This is a genomic window from Stygiolobus sp. CP850M (genome assembly GCF_037389425.1).
Lineage (GTDB): Archaea > Thermoproteota > Thermoprotei_A > Sulfolobales > Sulfolobaceae > Stygiolobus.
This window is the reverse complement of sequence record NZ_JBBHKR010000082.1, coordinates 26,633-43,841: the sequence shown is the minus strand read 5'-3', so window position 1 is coordinate 43,841 and position 17,209 is coordinate 26,633. Positions and strand designations below refer to the sequence as shown.

Genomic DNA, 17,209 nt, shown 5'->3' with positions numbered 1-17,209 from the left:
GAGTGGAAGGACAATTAAAGCGTTTTACAAAGAAAGGGGTTAAGGGGGCGGAAATCCTCGCCAGATGCATAGCCCCGTGTTTAAATACTACTTTTTTCCAAATTTCATGATTTTAAGAGATTTTCCTTTATAAAATGATATAGAAAGATCTCCGTAGAATAAAAATGAGAATGAGAGAATATGGAATTTCATCATTTTAAATCTTGTTTTTGAACTCTTTGAAGTATGGATTTTATTTCATCAATAAGTATCTTTATGTTTTCCGCAGCAATTTCATCACTCCTAAAAGGGCTTAATATAGCTTCTTTATCCGGGCCATTATATTGGTATTCATGAATGGAGAGAGCTTTTTCTGTTAATAAATTTATCTCTTTCCCTAAGATTAATGAAAGTTCTTCCATGTAGGAAGTGGGAACTACAGCTATTATCCAATCTGCTAATTCTATCTTTCTCCTCCCTAATGACTTTTTTTTAGGATATTTCTTAACTAGAACATCTCTCTTATCCGTAAGTAATGCAGCCAATAGAGATTTCCACGCTTGGAATACCTTACCTGCTGCGTTTCTTACAAGTCCTTCCTGAAGAAATTTTTCTGCAATTTCGACCTCGAATCTTGCCTCCTCAAGCCTTATCTTTTTATAAGCCTCCAAGTTAAACCATGGCTTAGGTAACTCTTGCATATATAATAATAAAGTAAGAGAGTATTTAACCACGTTTAATCCTATTATGATTAAGATTTATTGAAAAAGATTAAAACTATATTAAAACTACAAAAAACAAAACAAGGCTGTGATGGAGGTAATAAATAGAATTAGTTAACATGTAGAGATTAAAAACTTTCTTTAATATCTTCAGGTCTTGTTAAGTTCTTTTATTATGTAAATAAGATAGAGAAGATAGGACCTTACAAGAAAGGGAGTTGGGGGCTCGCCAAGGCAATGGACAGCCCCTTATACTTCTTTTTCTAGTTTTTTAATGGCTAGGAGGGGTAAAAAACGATTAGAGCTACTGTTTTAATGAAGATCGCAGTCTCTGAACCCCTCCTAGCCCTCGTAAACAACTACGTAAAGGTACTCCGCTTCGTCCTCTTTTGGTTGAAAGAAAACGTTCCGAACTAAGAAGAGAAGGGAGTATTAGGAAAGGTTCACAAGGAGTTGTACACAAGACGTTATCCAGGGTGATAAAAATGGGAAATTGGGATGAGGTAATATTATGAAGTCACTTTCAACTAAGAAAGACCTTTTGCTCAAGGTCAATAAATTATTTCCTTAGGAAACGTTTAGGGGTGAACTTGAGTCACTTTACTCCAAGAAACCCAAGTGGGACGTTATATTACTCCTCAAAGTCCTATTAATCAAGTTCGTCTAGCATTTATTGGAAAATCCTTGCATTATAATATTCTTATAAAGGACTCCAATAATATTTATATTTAATTTTTTATGATATACCATAAAGATCTAATGTGTATATAATGGAACTTCGAAATTTATCTCCACATAATTTTGAAAATTATTTAACTCTAGATTTTCCCTAAAATGCTACTATAGATATGAATTAGATTGGCTATATTAGATCTTCGGTAGCGTCTCCTAAGAAAATTAACCTAGATTATGTCAAGGAATTTATAATGAAAAATGAATATATTCTTAATAAAAATAATGATTTGTTTAATATCATATATCTAATAGATAATGCTAGACAAATAGCGGAGGAATGTAGTACTAAATATATTTCTTGAATAGTATCTATTGAATAAAATGGTTGTTTGTAATTACTAAAATGATAAAATAATTTTTAATCTTTTTTAGTTATATAATATTAAATTATATACCTAATCTACTTGGGCATTTTAACGCATAAAGGATCAGTGAAGCTGCGCACAGAGTTTTTAGGTATTCATATTGTTTTGATAAGTTGTTTGTTTCCAGTAATCTTAGATCTTTTTGATCTTCCATAATTTTACTAGCTATCTTATTTATAATATCATCTTCGTTAGATGCACTGGTAATAATATTATTATATCGTGAAATTAACATTTCATATATGCGATTAGACCACATAAATCCTTCCTCGTAATACAATCTTAATTCATAGGGTAAAATGGAATATATTACCCATAAATCGTCTCCTAATTCTTCATTAAGTATCTTATTCTTCAGCGAAGAATATTTCTCTCCTAATATTTCTTTATAGAATTCTTCTCCTATCATAATTCTAAACTCAATTTTAATTTCATTTGTATAAAATACTAATCTCCTATATTCTTTTAAACACGATGCTAGATCTATGCATTCTGTTTTAAACTCCTTATTTGTCAGACGGGTAAAATAATCACCGAGATTTTCTACTATATATTCAATTAAACTATTCATTCTACCTCTGTTCACGTTTTGTTCAGTCAGTATCTCATGTTTTTCTGAATACGAAATAAATATAATTAAATATATTTCTCTTAAACCTTCCTTTATTAATGGATCAGCAGACTTTTCTATAATCCAATTCAGAAAGACTTTAAACTTATCTAATAGTGATTCTTGACCTGTTCTTCCACCAGAATGCTCACTTGTTCTTTGCTCTATTAAGTAAAGTTTATTATCTTTTCTCGCAATAAAATCTATTACTTTTTGTTGTTTGGAATACTTTTTTTGGTAATATTCACTAAATAGTGTATATTTAAATATATTTACCCTTTCATCTACTTGGTAGCCGAAATTTTCTAGAAAAGATTTAATAAGATCCTCATATATTGAGCCGAATCTAGGGCCAGATGAAGCAATAAAAAATCTATTTGAGATGTATAATTGGAGAGCTAGTTTTTCTGATATTGATGAAGGGATTAGCTTAAAGCCAAAATAGAAACTTTCTATATCTGTTATCTGAGACTTAATGATATCAATATTTTTATAATCACAAAGAATTGGAACCAATATATCTTGTAGTATTGAGTTAATGTACTTTAGCTGGATCTCTTGGAATTTTGTAAGTGATTGCTTAAACAAATACTTCTTAACTGTTAATAAGTTCATACATCATTATGAGTCTACTAATACTTAAGCGTTATTTACGTGATATAATCTTATCATGAGGTATAAAGCATCTTTTCTTTCTTATCATCAAACACTTCAATTAAGCATGCGTATTTCCATTTAGATTTTATTTCCTCTATATTTTCACATGTTTCTTCTGCAATTTTGATATGTAATGGGCCTATACATGAGTATATTATTGCTATCATATGATGTTGTAATTCCGTTTAAAATTAAGTGGGAGAAGGAAGAAATTAATTTTTCTTCATAATAAGTAAGTGCTCTGTTGGTGTGCGTTCATCTTCTAACTTTGTAGCAGGGTTCTTATTCACTTCCTTTATTCGTCTAGATACTATTTTGTCTATGAAAGTTACTTCATGCTTCCAGCCTAATGATTCTAAATGCTCCTTTAATATTTCGTCTATGGGTACTCTAAGCGTTCTTACTTTTACTGGTCCCACAAATATTCCTAAGGTTCTTGCATTAACCTTACCAAAGAAGTATGCCAGTGACCTAAAGTAGGTAATATAAATGTCGACCAGTTTCTTATTTCCGAATTCCTTTATTTTTTCTAGGTATTCCTTGAAGGTTTTACTCCTTATTTCTACATTAGGGGGTTTATTATAGGGAATTTCCTTTTTACTTAGCTGTCTTATTTTATTATCGTCATAGCCCAGCCAATATAGTTCAATTTTAAACGTCCTTATATATTCTTGGGCTTGTAGATAGGGGGGTGAAGTTATTACAGCGTCTACATTTGGAGGACTTTCGCTTAAAACGTCTACTCCTCCGTAAACTTTCCCGCTGGAAACACATTTACATAAAGATTGAAATTCCTTAACCTTCCTTATAATTCTTTCAACTTCTTTCCAATACATATCTCTCATTATTTCTTTCCAATTAGAATTTAACAGTCCGTTGACCCTTTCTATTGCAAATTTTGATTTATATAATTTTGGGAACTCCAGTTCAGCATAAGAGAAATATTTCGTAATTTTGAACAACGGTATTGCGACTAAAGGGTTCGGATGGTCGTGATAATATGCCCAAAGCCTTGATAACTGAGCTATAAATTCTTTAGGATACCAATAGCCTAAGTTTTTCCATTTAGGTATAAAACTTTTGTTATAATTAAAGTCTATCTCAAAAGTCTTTTCCGAAATTTCATCCTTCCACGTTTCTGCTTTAACCAAGATTTCTATTATTGGATTTAAATCCCATAGAATATAATTCCTGCCTGTCATCTCAGCCTCAATTGCCACGGTACCAGATCCAGCAAACGGGTCAAATAACGTTTCTCTAGGCTTGGTGTAAGCTTCTATGAAATACCTTACCACGTTAGGAATAAATTTTGCAGGATATGGATAGAGATCGTGTGTTACATAATTTGTCCTCAATTTCACTATATCTCTAAACAGCACGGAACGATACTTAATATTTAGAAAATCATCAATGCTAGTTTGCATCAATCTCACCTAAAAGTTTCTCTATTCTCCTACCAAGTTCATTATCTATTTTTTGTATTCCAGGTAAAATTTTAACTCCTATTTCCTTAAGTTTGTCTAAATCTATTATTTTCCATCTAGTTGTATCTGTCGTAGAAAGTACCGATTTAGGTATATATATAATCTTCAATGTCACATAATATTTCCATTCTCCTTCTGGCCAGTATTTTTCGCTTAATTCCGCAATATCTATTATCTCACCCTCCAAGACTATACCACCTTTTAAGCGTGACTCAGATTTATTAAGGTATAAAAATGCTCTTACTTGATTTTCTAAAAGTTTACTAGATCGGTTAAATCCCCAAATGAAAGAGCCTTGAGGATATTTTTGTATAAGTTTAGATTTTCTCGTTTTGTAATCATCAAGTGAGAAGAGGAAGTTTGTAAGTGTTCCCTTAAATAACACATACATAAGATAGTCTTTTTACTGATGACTTAAAACCTTTTGCCGCATTGGAACGTAATACCTAGAGCCATAAATATTAGAAGAATATTAGTTTAAGCTAATCATACTGTAAGATTTACCCTGGATGCTTTATTCCAAAACCACTCACTCAATTTTTAGTGTAGAAATTTTTTTCTGCTAAAATAGAGTGTGGAGATAGTGTCGTCGTTAAGTTATTTATATTTGTATAACGAGTATTACTTATGGGTAGGAAGCTTGTATTTAGGCAAGACGTTTCTTGTCCCTCTTGTGGTAGTCATCATGTTGTTAAGTGTGGTAGGCCTTTGGGTAGGCAGAAGTATTTGTGTAGGGATTGTGGTAAGTACTTCTTGGGTGATGCTAGTTATCATCATCATTCTAGGAAGTTGAGGGAGGAGGCTTTGAGAATGTATGCTAATGGTATGAGTATGAGGGCTATTTTTAGGCTTAACGTACCTCTTGGTACTGTTTTCACTTGATTAAGCGTTATGGTAGGAAAGAGCATGAGAAGTTGGTTGAGTTGTGGGGTAGGGCTGAGGAGCTGGTCAAGGGTAAGGTTGTTGCTAAGGTTGTTGATGAGATGTGGACTTACTTGTACAAGAATACTAGGGCTTTTTACAAGTGGGTTTTCACTTGTTACGTGTACACGGAGCTGGGAGTTTACCTCATTTACTCTGTGGGGGATAGGGGTGAGAGTACTTTCCTTGAGGTCAAAAAGTATTTGTCTGAAGAGGGTAGATGGGTGAGCGATGATTATAACTTGTACTACTGGTTGAAAGACCACACGGTTGTCTCGCCAGTTAACCCGAACGAATCCTTTCATTCCTCATTAAGGGATAGGCTAATTAGATTCAAGAGAGCAACAAAGGCAGTAAATAGGAGCATTCGTAGCATGATGTACTCCATAGCCCTAGTCTTAACGAAAAGAAGGTTAATCCCAGAATTTGTAGCTTAACGACGACACTATCACCACACTCTTCAAAATAAAACGTAGATTTAAAAATAAGTTTAACGTTGGTTCTGATAAAAATTGAAACTATTCACAACACGTGAATGAGGAAAAATTAAATGGAGAAAGGCTGAGAGTTTCATTAACAATTAAGGAATTCTTTAGCTGAGCTTAATTGTGATTTCATGGGTCTATAACTTCTATTTCATCCTTAACCCTTTCGAAATCCTTATCCGTCGTAATTATAGGCATCTTAAACCTCTTGCTTAAAACTGCAAGATAAGCATCGGTAGGGTCTAAACTTTTCTCAGTTACATAATACACTAGATCTCTTATTTCGTCACCCTTTATCTCGATTACTTCGTTCACAGTTAGCGGAAGTGAAGTTATAAGATTTAGGTAACCTAAAGCCCTCAATTTATCACCTTTTTTACTATGTTCGTTATACTTCCTTAAAGCCCATTCCATAATTTCTATTAGCGTTACTACACTAACTTTCCCCTTTCTTCTCTTATTCGATATAAACGCACTTGTATCTATTAGGACTTCGTCCTTTCCCATAAGGCTTCCCTAAAGGCTTCCTTTAACTCCTTAGGCGATATCGACTTAAGGAATTCCATTAACTCCTCTACATTCTTCACCTTTTCTAACTCCTCAGCAAAAGCAGTATAAGGAGTTAAAATTATAACTCCACCCAAATCCACAACATAAATTTTCTTATTAGCATACCATTTACCTAAATAAACCCTCCCTTTTGAGTCGGCAATTTTAACATCCATAGATGTAAGTGGGAATATAAAAAATAAAAATTTTTCCCACCCTTAACTTAATCCACGACAATTACCACTTCATATAGAAAATCATTACACTTATTAGATTTTCTAACGTTATAAGCTTAATTTTATACTTCTTGAGTGTGGACAACAATTTTGTTAATATAAAATGAATTATTTGAATTGTTTGTGCTTTATTAATAGAACGTTGATGATAATACTTTTTTAGGGTGAGCACGGGAGGTATTACCTGGAGGTGAGCACATGGAAACTAGATGGAAGGTTCCCGTGCTCACCCAAATTATACTAATTTTAATTGAGTATATTAACCTTAGCCCTAGGTTTTACTCTAGGGAGACCGTAGCCTCTGCATTGGCTAACTACGTTTCCGGGTTATCCTCATGGAGGGTCGTGTTACCCCATTCCACTCTGCTTTACTATCATAGGAGGTTGAGTTATGTTAAGTACGCTGTGCCATTGAGTGGTGTTTACGCTATTGACGAGACTAAGGTGAGGCTAATTAATGGTCAGTACTATTACGTGTGGATCGTTAGGGATGTAAAAACCAAGGGAATACCCTTCTTCATGGTTACTAGTGTTAGGAGTGGGGTACACGTCTTGGTAGTTCTTGCGAACATGAGTAGGGTTGAGGAAATAGCAATGAGGGTGTTTAGGAGAAGGATTGATAAGGTAATTTACTTGCACGATGGGGCAACAGCATACAACGCCTTCTCATGGTTAAACGTGGAACACGAGAAGTTCAACGAGAGGGATTATGCAAAACAAGGGTTCAGAAGCTTAAAACACTTGCATCAATGGACTTCCACTTCCCTTGGAATACTGACAATCACAATAACTAGGTGGTTATCAACATTCTTCCTGATATATCCTTTACACCCCAACGTACTTGTTAGATAAGGGGGTGATAATAAATGTAAATATTTCAAATAAATAAAATTATTGTCCACACTCGCAATTTTCACAAAAAAGTTTTTATATCAGAAGCTCCCCAAGTCGTGAAACTTGTTGTTACTCATTAGCGTAAAATTTTAAATATTAGTTTAGCCAGTTAAACTGTAGTAGAGTGAGTTTGACTCTAAGAGTGGAAGTAGGAAAGAAGGGTTATGTAATAATTCCTAAAAGTGTAAGGGATTTGGTGGGAATAAAAGAGGGGGATATCTTAATTTTGACAGTCGTTGGAGATAAGATAATCTTAGAACCTGAGAGGAGGGTTAACATACGAGAAGTTGTCAAAAAATTAGAAGAACATGAGAGGAAGATATCTTATGCTAAAAGGGCAAGCCTTGGGGAACTGGAGAACATAAGTCTTGAAGAGGAATTTGAAGATTGATTTTTCTTGATGCTAATTTCTTAATCTACTTAAACTCGGGAGTAAGTGAGGTAAAAGAGTATTATATAAAACTCCTCACATATGAAAGCTTGTTTTCAGATCCTTTAGTTATAGATGAGGTAATATACGTGTCTAAGAAGAAGTATGGAGTTAAGTATTGCGATACCATAGAATTCTTGGATGAAATAGTGCTCAAGTACTTAACAGTTTTACCAATTACGATAAAGGAATATGAGAGGGCTAAAGAGATTATGAGAAAATACTCAGTTAAGCCATCTGATGCCTTTCATATTGCCGTAATGTTAAACAATTCAATAAACGTGATCTTAAGTGAAGATAAAGAGTTAGATAAAGTTGCAGAATTAAGGAGAATATGGATTAAATGAAATTCACTAACCTTCTCAATTTGTCCCTGCATAATCGAGTTATGAGATAGGGATAAAAAAGGAGAAGGGATTTGATAGGCATACAGCCTCAGCTTACTTAATAGCACTAAAAGGATTAGGAATGTTGAATGATATCAAATGGCGTAAAATTCACGGTTTATCCGAAACTGTTGACAATGGCATTAATAGAGAAAGCCAGCCCTTCTTTCAACATTTTCTCCCTAGGCACGACTCTTCACGTATTGCTGACCAGGGAAATGGATAGGCCGGACTTAAAAGAAATGGAAGAAGCGTTTAACGGTGAGTTGTCTAAAGTTAAGATTGCGAGAGAAAAATTAAACGCGTAGAGTGAAAACCTTGAAGAGATAGTCAAGAAAGCGATAAGAATGGAATGCGGTATTAAAGATTTTAGATAATTGTGAATAACGTATGGCACATTTATTAATGCGGAGAGAAATTTAGGCCTTATGGCTGTACGCATAAGTAGATAATTGAAATCTACCATAGAGTAAATAATTGAGGTGATGATAAAGCTTTCATGAAAAGAATGGAGATAAACCTTTTTGTGTAGGTTATTTAATTTTATAAAAAAGGTAAAACTCTGAGTTGCTGAATTCCTACAAATCATGAGTTTGGGAATGAGGGTAAATAAGGAAGTTCTGTATCTCTTACCCGAGTAAATCCCTTGCAGTTAGACGAAAAACGTTTTTCCTTGTAGTTTTTAGATATCATTCTCAACTGTAAAGTTCGTTCTCACAGAGTAGTTTGAAAAATATAAAACAAGCCTTTTCTACTTATTTTTAATGAAGCTTATAATAAAGAACCTTGGCGTGCTCAAGGATACGTCAATAGAATTAGGAGACCTTACGGTTATATTTGGTAAACCTAATTCTGGTAAATCTTACATACTGAAAAGTATTTATTCTAATCTGGCCTTCTTTGACCAAGCTAATAATGTTGACTTAGCTACCATAGTTGCGGAAAGTCTCTACTCTACAATTGTTTCAATTTCAGAAAATGCGATAAAGGGAAGAAAATACACAACTTCCTTAAATATTTCGGAAAAATTTTTGGAATCTCTTACGATACTAAGAGAGAGAATTTCGAGATCTCTCCTTTCAGTTAACGAGACCGCAATTACCCGTGATGATTCTAATTTATTAAATAGAATAATGGAAATCACGAAAGAAGCTTTAACGTCTTTATCTATACCAGCAGTTACTTACACACCTTACTCGTCATACTGCGTGAATAAAATAGACATTGGATTCTCTAGAGGTGAACTAATTTTAAGGGTTGAAGTTTCATCAATTGGAGATAAAGAGCTGTGTAAGACAGTTCTTTCAAGTAATTTAATTTCAAATATAAGCTCTTACATGGCTTCATATTTAGTTCCAGCAATAATGAATAAGGTTAGCATAGCAGTAGAAATTCCTTCTGTAAGGTTCTTATCCTATGGGAGGTCTTTAATTTTACTTTATAGAGAGAATATAAAACCTCTGCCTTATACTAAGAGCCTAATATTCTGGATAAATAAAGGTAGTGAAAGAATCAGAAGCGGTAAAGGTAGTATTAATAATTTCTGGGACCTAAAAGTGAATGTAGAGAAAACTCTTTCTGTTAACGGCCTCGAAATTCCTTTCCTTTCTTCAAGCCTGCAGGAACTTACGGCTTTTTCCTTAGCTATTGCGGATGGGAGGAAAAGCTTATTACTTATTGAAGAGCCTGAATCCCAATTAAGTACTGATTATCAACTTAAGATGGGGTTATTTTTATACGAGTTATCTAAAAAGCATAAGGTTGTCATTACTACACACAGTGAAATTATCCTCATTATATTAGCGATTCTCTCCCATTTTAAGAAGGAAAAAGAGGTTGTTGAACTTTTTAACTTAGGGAAAGTTGAGGGCCAGGAAATGAACGTTAATGTTAAAATTTATCATGTGAGAGATGGAAAAATAGAGTTAATGGATCCGGAAAAAGTTCTGGAAAACATCCCTGGGATAACGGATATTTATTACTCTATTCTAAAAATAATTGCAAAACTAAGTGAGTAACCTTGAGAGCTATTAAAGTATGTGAAAACGACTGTTGTTTTTCTACGGAATGTTCGCTATTAATAGATATGGAAAGTGAAAAATTCAAAAGCAGTAATAAGCATGCAGATTTCCTATGCTTTAAGGATAATAAGATAATATTAATCGAACTAAAGGACATTAAGAGCTTTAATGACCCTAAGAAAATAGAAAATACGATAAAGGAGAAAATAAATCAAAGTCCAGTCTCAAAAAATCATATAGAAGATATTTATAAGAAAATTAAGGACATTTATTGCAATGGCCAGATGACGTATCACTTTTACATTGTTGTTCCTAAAGAGGTTAAAAGCGCATTAATCCACGTTCTACGCTGGAGTAAGAAGTTTGACAGTGTTGAAATCTTCAGCTGTACAGATAAATGAAAAGTCATCCCCTTTATCCTTACCTAAAATGTTCTTTACGTCGTGCCTATTTCTTGGGAAAATCCCCCTAGAGATTAAATAATAATAAGCTAGCGATATCCCGTTCTTTCCTTCTCTGCATTGCTTATCTACAAGTTGTCTCGCCTTACTTATAGCCTCTTCAATTATCTTGTTCATATTATCAATTTTCATTGCGTTGATAACATGCTCTCCGTTAATCAGGACGTTAACATAAAAGGGGTCTTCTTTTAAAAGCCTTAGGAAAGTAAGGTAATCTATGACGTGTAAATCTAGATTTTCATTAATTATAACAATTTCACTTAAAGCTTTAAATGCCTCCTTAATATCGTCTACAACAACTAAAATGTCCTCATCGCGTTCTTTACTGCCGAACTTCGTTATTAACCTTATCACATGAAAGACTAGAAAACTAAGTATATACGTTTTTCTACTTTCCTTCTCTTCCCCACCTATTCTAGAATTTTAAATTAAATTTCACCTTGACATAATTCAATATTATTTATAGGGTCGTCCACGTCTAGTATTGTTATAACTTTTCCTTACTTTTAATTACTTCTAATTCCACCACGGGGCACCCCTCTTAAGGGATCGTCCATAGTCACCTTCAGATCATTGAGACTAGTCGAGAGAAACACCCTACCTTCTCATGTAACATTTCACTCCTATCCTCATGATTAGATCCGTCATCAAGCAGAAGATCGTCAAAGGAAAAAAGTATAAGTAATAGTATATAAACGTAGTTTAATCAAAACTAATTTAGAAGTAATTAAAAATAACTAGTAGTTACGTAAAAGAGTTACAGCCTATCATGAAAATAGTGAACTTTAGAATCTTCGTTCTCCATGGAAGTTAAAGAAGATAGCTAACTAAACCTTTTAAAGAATTAATTTAATTTTATAAATAGTAAAAGTAATGAAGAACTTACTGATAATATGATAAAGGTTAGTATACCGTAAAATATACTTATATTTATAAATAAGCCTATTATTAAAGGTACTATTATAAATATTATATAGTGGAAGAATAAATTTACTGAGTTAACTAAATTCTTCTCCTTAACGTCTTTAAATTCTCTCGCTATAACTAAATTACAGCAGTTATGGGACTTTAACGTAACTTAAAGATTTTCATTAGCCCCGACGATCCACCTAAATAACGTTCAACAAACCTGAGGAACGCCTCCACGCTCCTCAGGTTAAGAGCCCCCACCAGCTCCCTGACAACGTTGGTCATGATGGTGAAGATCGTGAGGTACCCCTGAAGCCTCTCTCCTCCAGAACGAGGAGTCCTCCAGTCCCAAGGCCTTCACGTCCCTGTGGAGCTCCTCAATCTCCCACCTCATCCTCCATGCCTCCTCCATCTCCTCCTCGCCGAGCGAGAGATCGGTCGTGTAGAGGTACCTAACGTGTGTCCCGGAGTCACGTTCCCGGACTAACAATTTTACCGTAATCGCTTGACCTCCAAGGGTCAGGTCGGCGTAGTAGACTCCGGGGGTATCCCACTCGGAGGTATCCCTTCACCTCCTCGAGGGTCCCCCGGGCCGACTCGACCCTGAGTTTGGTTGGACTTGAGCTCAGACACCACGTTGTCCTTCACGAGCTTCTCCGACCAGTACCACGAGTCGAAGACTACTCTGGACACGCGGAAGTACCCCTTGAGCACGTCCAACATCTCCCTGGCCAAGTCGATCTTGGTCTTGAACTCGGTGACCATCCCCAAGTCCAACATCTTCCTCACGGCGTAGGGGAAACCATGAACGCCCTGCCCGTGGAGAGGTCCACTATGGCGACCGTGAGGAGCTTGACCCTCTCGAACCTCCCGTGGGTGTGGCAGTAGATCCAGTAGTTTCCGTGGGGGCTCACGTCCTTTCCTCTGGAGTACTCCTTGTGGTCCACGGTGTCGTCTATGATTACAGCTACCTCACCCTTCACTAGCCCCGACAGGACCTTCAAGTAGTCCCTCCACGCGTCGTGGAGCTCTCCCAACGCCTCCAGCAGGTTTGCGTAGTCCAACCCGAACGTCTCAGCAGCATTCTTCACGCTGGCCCTACCACCTAGCAGGACCATCAAAACGAGTGCTAACTCGACCTTCCTGCTCCTCCCGTTCCTCCTGATCACGCCCAGAACTTGGTTGACCGCCTTGACCAGCCTCTCCTTAGCTAACTCGATTTGTCCTTTTCCGTTTGTCATCTTTTCAGCAGGAAGATGTCTAAAATTATAAACTTCTCGCTAATACCGACTTCTTAGTATTACCTCCCTAAGATTCCCATAACTGCTGTTTATTACATATCCCTCTGCTAATAACAACCTAATATTCTGTATTACGGTCTGGTATGGGATTTGTGCACTTTCGGATATTTCGCTTGCTTTTGCCTTACCTACCTTTAGGAGGTAAATAACGATATATACCCCGGGAGTTAGGAAGATGTATTTATCTGTGGATATTTTTCCATGTTTGCTCTATGTTAATCATAGAGCATAATAATATTTAAATCTTCTCTTTACATATCGCATAAACCATAGATTACTCTTTTCATTATATGTATAACATCAACCATATGAAAGAGAGATATCGCGTTCTCGGTGAGACCGAGCAGTATATCTTACTATATTTAATTAGCATAAAGGAAGGGGTGGCGGTAAAGGAAATTTATGAGGAGATGAAACTGAGTCCTAACTCTGTTACCCAAGCTCTCAATAAGTTATTAAATGAAGGATTCTTAGTAGAGAAGAGAGAAGAGGTATTTTCTAGAAGGAAATTAATTTATCTGAGTGAGAAAGGGAGAAAAATAGCTCAGTTACTTCTTCAGATACAGGAAATTATAAAGTCAAATCAATGAATTAATCTTAACGAGTAACTTAACGTTCTTATCAAAGCATATTGTTACTCTAGAAAAGAAGTCGTCCCTACCTAAGATTAGGCTGGGATAAATCCCTCCGATTTCTCCGAAATCGGCTTCTGCAACTGGGATTTCGAAATCCTCATTAAGTTCCACGAAATGAAATTTTAGTTTGTACCTCATTGTATGCAGGTTCAGGTTGGTTAATACTACAGTGTCCAAATAACGTTCTTCTGGGTTGTTAAAGCACTCGTTTAAAGTTTTCCTATTTATTATAGAGAACCTACTACCGCTGTCCGGTAAAGCGTAAATTAATATGTTCCCTCCTATCCTGGGGCACTCCATCTCTGCTTTTAGTAAAGGTACCGCATAGCCTCTTAAACTGATGAAAGGGATTTCTATGTAGTTACTCATACATGTAATAGTTTTCAATAAGACAAATTTAAAGATGGACTTTCTATTTTAACGTTGGATTTCTATGTGGTTACTCATACTAACTCTTCTCTGCTTCCACTACCGTTAAAATGTCGTATTGACTTCTTTTGTATCCCTTCTTCTTCATAATCTCTTCCACTTCTTCCCAAGAATTACCCTCAGCTACTATATCCCTATTTTCGTCTATTGCATAATATTTCCTTACTATCCTTATGGTTTCGGGCATAATTCTCAAGATTAAATATGAACTTCTGAAGCTTATAACTTTACTTGCTTGTATTATGCTCTATTGTTTACGTAAAGCATAAAGCTTATACACTAACTATGCTCTATAATTAACATAGAGCAAACATGATTTTCATACAAATCCCCAAAAGTTACGTAAAAAGGTTAGATGTTTTTACGTATTATCTGAAGGCACAATCGTTTCAGCGGACATACAAAGTAAGTCCAAGGAGGATTAAACGCATTATACAAGGTTAGTTCGAGTGTGGACAATAATTTTGTTAATTTAATATAATTTTATTCAACAATCTTTTCTCGTTCTGTAAGAACTAATTTTCGCGTAATACTATTTAAGGGTGAGCACGGGGTTTTTATCTTGGTGAGCACATGGGAATCAAGTGGAGAGTTCCCGTGCTCACCCAAATTGTATTTGAGTATATTAATGTTAAGCCAAGGTTTTACACCAGAGAGCAAGTAGCCCAAGCGTTGGCAGAATACTTGTGTGGTTTGTCCTCTTGGAGGGGTGCCTCGTGGCGGAATTAAAAGTAAGGAAAAGTTGTGCCACGGGGTAAACACTCTACTAAAAGAAATTGTCTTAATATTTTCCAAGCTATAGGTAATAGGTTCGCTAATTGCTTTCAGCATCACAATGAGAAGTTTTCATTTATCACCAAGGTTCTTTGCTTTTGCTTTTTACGCATTGTATAACTTTATCTACATCTACATCAATTCCGTAAGTAGAAATAAATTTCTTAAACTTCTGTAGCACTTTTTCTAGTCTTTTTATAGCGGCGTCGCTTATTCCGGGCCAGTCTATGTATTCCGGTTTTATTCCCACAATATACGCCTCTTTAGGTCTGTTACTAGATCTTGCAGATAAAGATAATACTTGCAACGGAGTTAATCTATGCGGATCTGTTATCTCTACGAAATCAGCTTTGTCTAAATCGACTTTAAATATTCCTTCCTCCTCATCCATTTGCACAATGTCTATAAAAAATACTATGTCTCCGTTTTCTATTGCCGAGAGAGCTTGAAAGCCGTTAGCACCGGCATCAAATGCAGGCAAGCCAAGTTCTTCCATACAAGCCGCAGTTAGTGAACCAACCGCATCGTCTCCGTAAAGTCTATTTCCTAGACCTATGATTTTAATAGACAATTTACCTTCTCCTCTACCTTAGCATTAAGCTTTGCAATACTTTCGTCATTATAATCCCCCCTAAAATATAAGGCGTATACTTTGTTCACTACTGAGAAGATTAGAAGGCCGTAAGCTACGTCTTCTAAATAATACCTGCCATCTAATCCAGGTCTTAATAATTCTAACATTTCCCACCTATCTGTAGTCTCAAGAATTATTTCCTTCTCACTTATACCTTCTGGGGCATATCTACTACTTCCTACCAATAATACTTTTTCTGGAGATAACTTTCTTACCTCCTCTGCTGCGGCTATAGGATCCGTACCGAGGTCTAGGACAAAATCCTTGCCTTTCCACATCTCGTAAACTTTCTCTACAACTAACCCATCGGGTGTCGCAGAAAAAGGTATAAAACCCACAACTAACTTCATTTATTACCAGCCCGTATTTTTCTTATCAAATCTAAGAGGTCTTTTGCCTCATATTCCTTAAGCATTTTATCCAAATTAACCTCCTCAGGGGTTGTCTTTATGTCGTAAATTATTGAGAGTAATTCTTGTTTTATGGGCCTTGTCATTTCTTCTTTAATTGCGTCCTTAAAAGCTAACAATTCTAGGACAAGTTTTATTATTTCGCTCATTTTACATCACTAGCATATTCTAGGTACGATATCTCCTGTGGGCATTTCTAATATTTTTGCTCCCCCTACAGCAGTCTTTGCAACAACTATTCCTTTCTCGCTTTTAGGTTCAACTACATATCCAATGCTTGCAGGCTCAAATCCTAAGCTTTTTAGGGTTTCCAGAACGTCGTCCTCAACGTTACTATCTACTGCCAGTACGCCAACGCCTTCACTGGCTAGATTCAACGGATCCAGTCCGGTAACTTCAGTTATGGCTTTAACGTCCTCTAATACTGGGACTTTTGCTTCTTCAATTACTATTACGTTACCGGTTAACTGTGCCCACTCGTTTAATGTAGCAGCTAATCCACCTCTTGTAGGGTCTCTAGCAGCGTGAACATAGCCTTTAAACTTACTGAATACCTCAAGTAATTCGAACAATGGTCTTACGTCGCTTTTAAGGTTTGTAGATATGTTGTATTGCATTGCGGCAATTACTGCACCGTGAACTCCTACAGGCCCGGTAACTATTATTTTATCTCCAGGTTTTATAGCATCTACTATAGGACTTCCAGTTTCGACAACTCCTAAGCCGACTGTATTTATTATGATAGAATTCTTCATAGTCGTTTCTTCAATTACCTTAAAGTCTCCACCCACCAGAGGAATATTATATTTTTTTAATAATTCTATCATAGATCCAGTAATCTTTTCAAGGTCGTCAATCGGAAATCCTTCAGAAACTACAATTGAGTCCAACATGGCTATTGGCTTGGCTCCCATCATTATTACGTCATTTAAGGTACCAGAGACTGCAAGATATCCTATATCTCCACCTGGAAAGAAATAGGGATTTACAGTATGGGAATCTGTGGCAACTACTAGGTTATTTTGGAGAACTGCTCCGTCGTCTGGATAATCAATTCCCACCCCTCCTTTTACCCTCTTTAGCTCTAGTGGAAGTCTAGAAAAGAAGAGCCTCTGCAATAGTTGCTGAGTTTCTTTACCTCCATTACCATGAGAAATCTGTATCTTATTATATGACATAATT

The 17,209-nt window shown here is 35.7% G+C and carries 22 protein-coding genes and 2 pseudogenes; 9 read left to right on the top strand and 15 right to left on the bottom strand.

Annotated features, from left to right (window positions below; all coding sequences use genetic code 11):
* Positions 1 to 191: 191 nt before the first annotated feature.
* The 5 genes from WIW89_RS10640 to WIW89_RS10620 form a co-directional block, all read right to left on the bottom strand.
* The gene (locus WIW89_RS10640) at positions 192 to 650 is read right to left on the bottom strand and encodes a PaREP1 family protein (RefSeq protein WP_337720741.1); all 459 of its coding nucleotides are present in this window, start codon (positions 648 to 650) and stop codon (positions 192 to 194) included.
* 1,173 nt (positions 651 to 1,823) lie between these two features.
* The gene (locus WIW89_RS10635) at positions 1,824 to 3,026 is read right to left on the bottom strand and encodes a hypothetical protein (protein WP_337720740.1); all 1,203 of its coding nucleotides are present in this window, start codon (positions 3,024 to 3,026) and stop codon (positions 1,824 to 1,826) included.
* A 53-nt stretch (positions 3,027 to 3,079) separates the two neighbouring features.
* Positions 3,080 to 3,235 (bottom strand): hypothetical protein, encoded by a 156-nt coding sequence (locus WIW89_RS10630; protein ID WP_337720739.1) that lies wholly within the window; start codon positions 3,233 to 3,235, stop codon positions 3,080 to 3,082.
* Between the two features lie 45 nt (positions 3,236 to 3,280).
* Positions 3,281 to 4,492 carry a DNA methyltransferase gene (locus WIW89_RS10625; RefSeq protein ID WP_337720738.1) on the bottom strand — a complete coding sequence of 404 codons (1,212 nt, stop codon included), beginning with the start codon at positions 4,490 to 4,492 and terminating at the stop codon, positions 3,281 to 3,283.
* The gene (locus WIW89_RS10620; protein WP_013776555.1) at positions 4,482 to 4,943 is read right to left on the bottom strand and encodes a hypothetical protein; all 462 of its coding nucleotides are present in this window, start codon (positions 4,941 to 4,943) and stop codon (positions 4,482 to 4,484) included. The genes WIW89_RS10625 and WIW89_RS10620 overlap by 11 nt, the downstream gene beginning before the upstream one ends.
* 236 nt (positions 4,944 to 5,179) lie before the next feature.
* On the opposite strand from WIW89_RS10620, the gene WIW89_RS10615 reads away from it, so the two are divergent.
* Positions 5,180 to 5,910 (top strand): IS1/IS1595 family N-terminal zinc-binding domain-containing protein gene (locus tag WIW89_RS10615; protein WP_443294849.1). Its coding sequence is split into 2 segments: positions 5,180 to 5,432 and positions 5,432 to 5,910, totalling 732 coding nucleotides; codons are not numbered across the junction.
* 177 nt (positions 5,911 to 6,087) lie between these two features.
* On the opposite strand, the gene WIW89_RS10610 is transcribed toward WIW89_RS10615, so the two are convergent.
* Both WIW89_RS10610 and WIW89_RS10605 read right to left on the bottom strand, forming a co-directional pair.
* Positions 6,088 to 6,465, bottom strand: a complete 378-nt coding sequence (locus WIW89_RS10610) for a type II toxin-antitoxin system VapC family toxin (RefSeq protein WP_012952631.1) — start codon at positions 6,463 to 6,465, stop codon at positions 6,088 to 6,090.
* Positions 6,444 to 6,683 (bottom strand): VapB-type antitoxin, encoded by a 240-nt coding sequence (locus tag WIW89_RS10605; RefSeq protein WP_337720737.1) that lies wholly within the window; start codon positions 6,681 to 6,683, stop codon positions 6,444 to 6,446. The genes WIW89_RS10610 and WIW89_RS10605 overlap by 22 nt, the downstream gene beginning before the upstream one ends.
* 258 nt (positions 6,684 to 6,941) lie before the next feature.
* Between WIW89_RS10605 and WIW89_RS10600 the strand changes: the two genes are divergently transcribed.
* From WIW89_RS10600 to WIW89_RS10575, 6 genes are all read left to right on the top strand, one after another.
* Positions 6,942 to 7,595 (top strand): IS6 family transposase, encoded by a 654-nt coding sequence (locus tag WIW89_RS10600; RefSeq protein ID WP_337720735.1) that lies wholly within the window; start codon positions 6,942 to 6,944, stop codon positions 7,593 to 7,595.
* Positions 7,596 to 7,767: 172 nt separating this feature from the next.
* On the top strand, positions 7,768 to 8,028 hold the full coding sequence (locus tag WIW89_RS10595; protein ID WP_337720804.1) for an AbrB/MazE/SpoVT family DNA-binding domain-containing protein: 261 nt from the start codon (positions 7,768 to 7,770) through the stop codon (positions 8,026 to 8,028).
* Positions 8,025 to 8,414: a type II toxin-antitoxin system VapC family toxin gene (locus tag WIW89_RS10590; protein ID WP_337720734.1), complete on the top strand. Its 390-nt coding sequence runs from the start codon at positions 8,025 to 8,027 to the stop codon at positions 8,412 to 8,414. The genes WIW89_RS10595 and WIW89_RS10590 overlap by 4 nt, the downstream gene beginning before the upstream one ends.
* A gap of 128 nt (positions 8,415 to 8,542) precedes the next feature.
* The gene (locus WIW89_RS10585; protein ID WP_337702250.1) at positions 8,543 to 8,761 is read left to right on the top strand and encodes a hypothetical protein; all 219 of its coding nucleotides are present in this window, start codon (positions 8,543 to 8,545) and stop codon (positions 8,759 to 8,761) included.
* Positions 8,762 to 9,217: 456 nt separating this feature from the next.
* A complete protein-coding gene (locus WIW89_RS10580; protein ID WP_337720733.1) occupies positions 9,218 to 10,471 on the top strand; it encodes an AAA family ATPase in 1,254 nt (417 codons plus the stop codon).
* A 2-nt stretch (positions 10,472 to 10,473) separates the two neighbouring features.
* Complete coding sequence (locus tag WIW89_RS10575; protein WP_337702167.1) at positions 10,474 to 10,875, top strand: hypothetical protein; 402 nt, start codon at positions 10,474 to 10,476, stop codon at positions 10,873 to 10,875.
* Here the strand turns inward: WIW89_RS10575 and WIW89_RS10570 are convergent.
* The gene (locus WIW89_RS10570; RefSeq protein WP_337702165.1) at positions 10,819 to 11,289 is read right to left on the bottom strand and encodes a hypothetical protein; all 471 of its coding nucleotides are present in this window, start codon (positions 11,287 to 11,289) and stop codon (positions 10,819 to 10,821) included. The genes WIW89_RS10575 and WIW89_RS10570 overlap by 57 nt on opposite strands.
* A 714-nt stretch (positions 11,290 to 12,003) precedes the next feature.
* Positions 12,004 to 13,085 (bottom strand): annotated as a pseudogene (locus tag WIW89_RS10565) (IS701 family transposase).
* Positions 13,086 to 13,453: 368 nt separating this feature from the next.
* Between WIW89_RS10565 and WIW89_RS10560 the strand changes: the two are divergent.
* Positions 13,454 to 13,735 (top strand): transcriptional regulator, SarA/Rot family, encoded by a 282-nt coding sequence (locus tag WIW89_RS10560; RefSeq protein WP_337702163.1) that lies wholly within the window; start codon positions 13,454 to 13,456, stop codon positions 13,733 to 13,735.
* Here WIW89_RS10560 and WIW89_RS10555 read toward each other — a convergent pair.
* Both WIW89_RS10555 and WIW89_RS10550 read right to left on the bottom strand, forming a co-directional pair.
* Entirely contained in the window at positions 13,724 to 14,149 is a 426-nt protein-coding gene (locus tag WIW89_RS10555; protein WP_337702161.1) for a conjugal transfer protein, read from the bottom strand. The two genes, WIW89_RS10560 and WIW89_RS10555, sit on opposite strands and share 12 nt — an antisense overlap.
* Before the next feature lie 79 nt (positions 14,150 to 14,228).
* Positions 14,229 to 14,396, bottom strand: coding sequence for a hypothetical protein (locus WIW89_RS10550; protein ID WP_337720732.1), 168 nt, complete (start codon positions 14,394 to 14,396; stop codon positions 14,229 to 14,231).
* A 386-nt stretch (positions 14,397 to 14,782) separates the two neighbouring features.
* On the opposite strand from WIW89_RS10550, the pseudogene WIW89_RS10545 reads away from it, so the two are divergent.
* Positions 14,783 to 14,917 (top strand): annotated as a pseudogene (locus WIW89_RS10545) (IS6 family transposase); the annotation flags it as partial.
* Positions 14,918 to 15,062: 145 nt separating this feature from the next.
* Here WIW89_RS10545 and WIW89_RS10540 read toward each other — a convergent pair.
* The 4 genes from WIW89_RS10540 to hypE are packed head-to-tail and all read right to left on the bottom strand — an operon-like array spanning position 15,063 to position 17,205.
* Positions 15,063 to 15,554, bottom strand: coding sequence for a hydrogenase maturation protease (locus tag WIW89_RS10540; RefSeq protein WP_337702159.1), 492 nt, complete (start codon positions 15,552 to 15,554; stop codon positions 15,063 to 15,065).
* Positions 15,536 to 15,967 (bottom strand): hypothetical protein, encoded by a 432-nt coding sequence (locus WIW89_RS10535; RefSeq protein WP_337702157.1) that lies wholly within the window; start codon positions 15,965 to 15,967, stop codon positions 15,536 to 15,538. The genes WIW89_RS10540 and WIW89_RS10535 overlap by 19 nt, the downstream gene beginning before the upstream one ends.
* A complete protein-coding gene (locus WIW89_RS10530) occupies positions 15,964 to 16,176 on the bottom strand; it encodes a hypothetical protein (protein WP_337702155.1) in 213 nt (70 codons plus the stop codon). Before WIW89_RS10530 ends, WIW89_RS10535 begins: the two co-directional genes overlap by 4 nt.
* 9 nt (positions 16,177 to 16,185) lie before the next feature.
* Positions 16,186 to 17,205, bottom strand: a complete 1,020-nt coding sequence (hypE, locus tag WIW89_RS10525) for a hydrogenase expression/formation protein HypE (RefSeq protein ID WP_337702152.1) — start codon at positions 17,203 to 17,205, stop codon at positions 16,186 to 16,188.
* Between the last annotated feature and the right edge of the window lie 4 nt (positions 17,206 to 17,209).

What these genes read in the sequence shown, in the direction of transcription:
- WIW89_RS10635 (WP_337720740.1), bottom strand. Translation starts at nt 3,026, where the DNA reads ATGAACTTATTAACAGTTAAGAAGTATTTGTTTAAGCAATCACTTACA.
- WIW89_RS10630 (WP_337720739.1), bottom strand. Translation starts at nt 3,235, where the DNA reads ATGATAGCAATAATATACTCATGTATAGGCCCATTACATATCAAAATT.
- WIW89_RS10625 (WP_337720738.1), bottom strand. Translation starts at nt 4,492, where the DNA reads ATGCAAACTAGCATTGATGATTTTCTAAATATTAAGTATCGTTCCGTG.
- WIW89_RS10620 (WP_013776555.1), bottom strand. Translation starts at nt 4,943, where the DNA reads ATGTATGTGTTATTTAAGGGAACACTTACAAACTTCCTCTTCTCACTT.
- WIW89_RS10610 (WP_012952631.1), bottom strand. Translation starts at nt 6,465, where the DNA reads ATGGGAAAGGACGAAGTCCTAATAGATACAAGTGCGTTTATATCGAAT.
- WIW89_RS10605 (WP_337720737.1), bottom strand. Translation starts at nt 6,683, where the DNA reads ATGGATGTTAAAATTGCCGACTCAAAAGGGAGGGTTTATTTAGGTAAA.
- WIW89_RS10600 (WP_337720735.1), top strand. Translation starts at nt 6,942, where the DNA reads ATGGAAACTAGATGGAAGGTTCCCGTGCTCACCCAAATTATACTAATT.
- WIW89_RS10585 (WP_337702250.1), top strand. Translation starts at nt 8,543, where the DNA reads ATGATATCAAATGGCGTAAAATTCACGGTTTATCCGAAACTGTTGACA.
- WIW89_RS10580 (WP_337720733.1), top strand. Translation starts at nt 9,218, where the DNA reads ATGAAGCTTATAATAAAGAACCTTGGCGTGCTCAAGGATACGTCAATA.
- WIW89_RS10560 (WP_337702163.1), top strand. Translation starts at nt 13,454, where the DNA reads ATGAAAGAGAGATATCGCGTTCTCGGTGAGACCGAGCAGTATATCTTA.
- WIW89_RS10555 (WP_337702161.1), bottom strand. Translation starts at nt 14,149, where the DNA reads ATGAGTAACTACATAGAAATCCCTTTCATCAGTTTAAGAGGCTATGCG.
- WIW89_RS10550 (WP_337720732.1), bottom strand. Translation starts at nt 14,396, where the DNA reads ATGCCCGAAACCATAAGGATAGTAAGGAAATATTATGCAATAGACGAA.
- WIW89_RS10535 (WP_337702157.1), bottom strand. Translation starts at nt 15,967, where the DNA reads ATGAAGTTAGTTGTGGGTTTTATACCTTTTTCTGCGACACCCGATGGG.
- WIW89_RS10530 (WP_337702155.1), bottom strand. Translation starts at nt 16,176, where the DNA reads ATGAGCGAAATAATAAAACTTGTCCTAGAATTGTTAGCTTTTAAGGAC.
- hypE (WP_337702152.1), bottom strand. Translation starts at nt 17,205, where the DNA reads ATGTCATATAATAAGATACAGATTTCTCATGGTAATGGAGGTAAAGAA.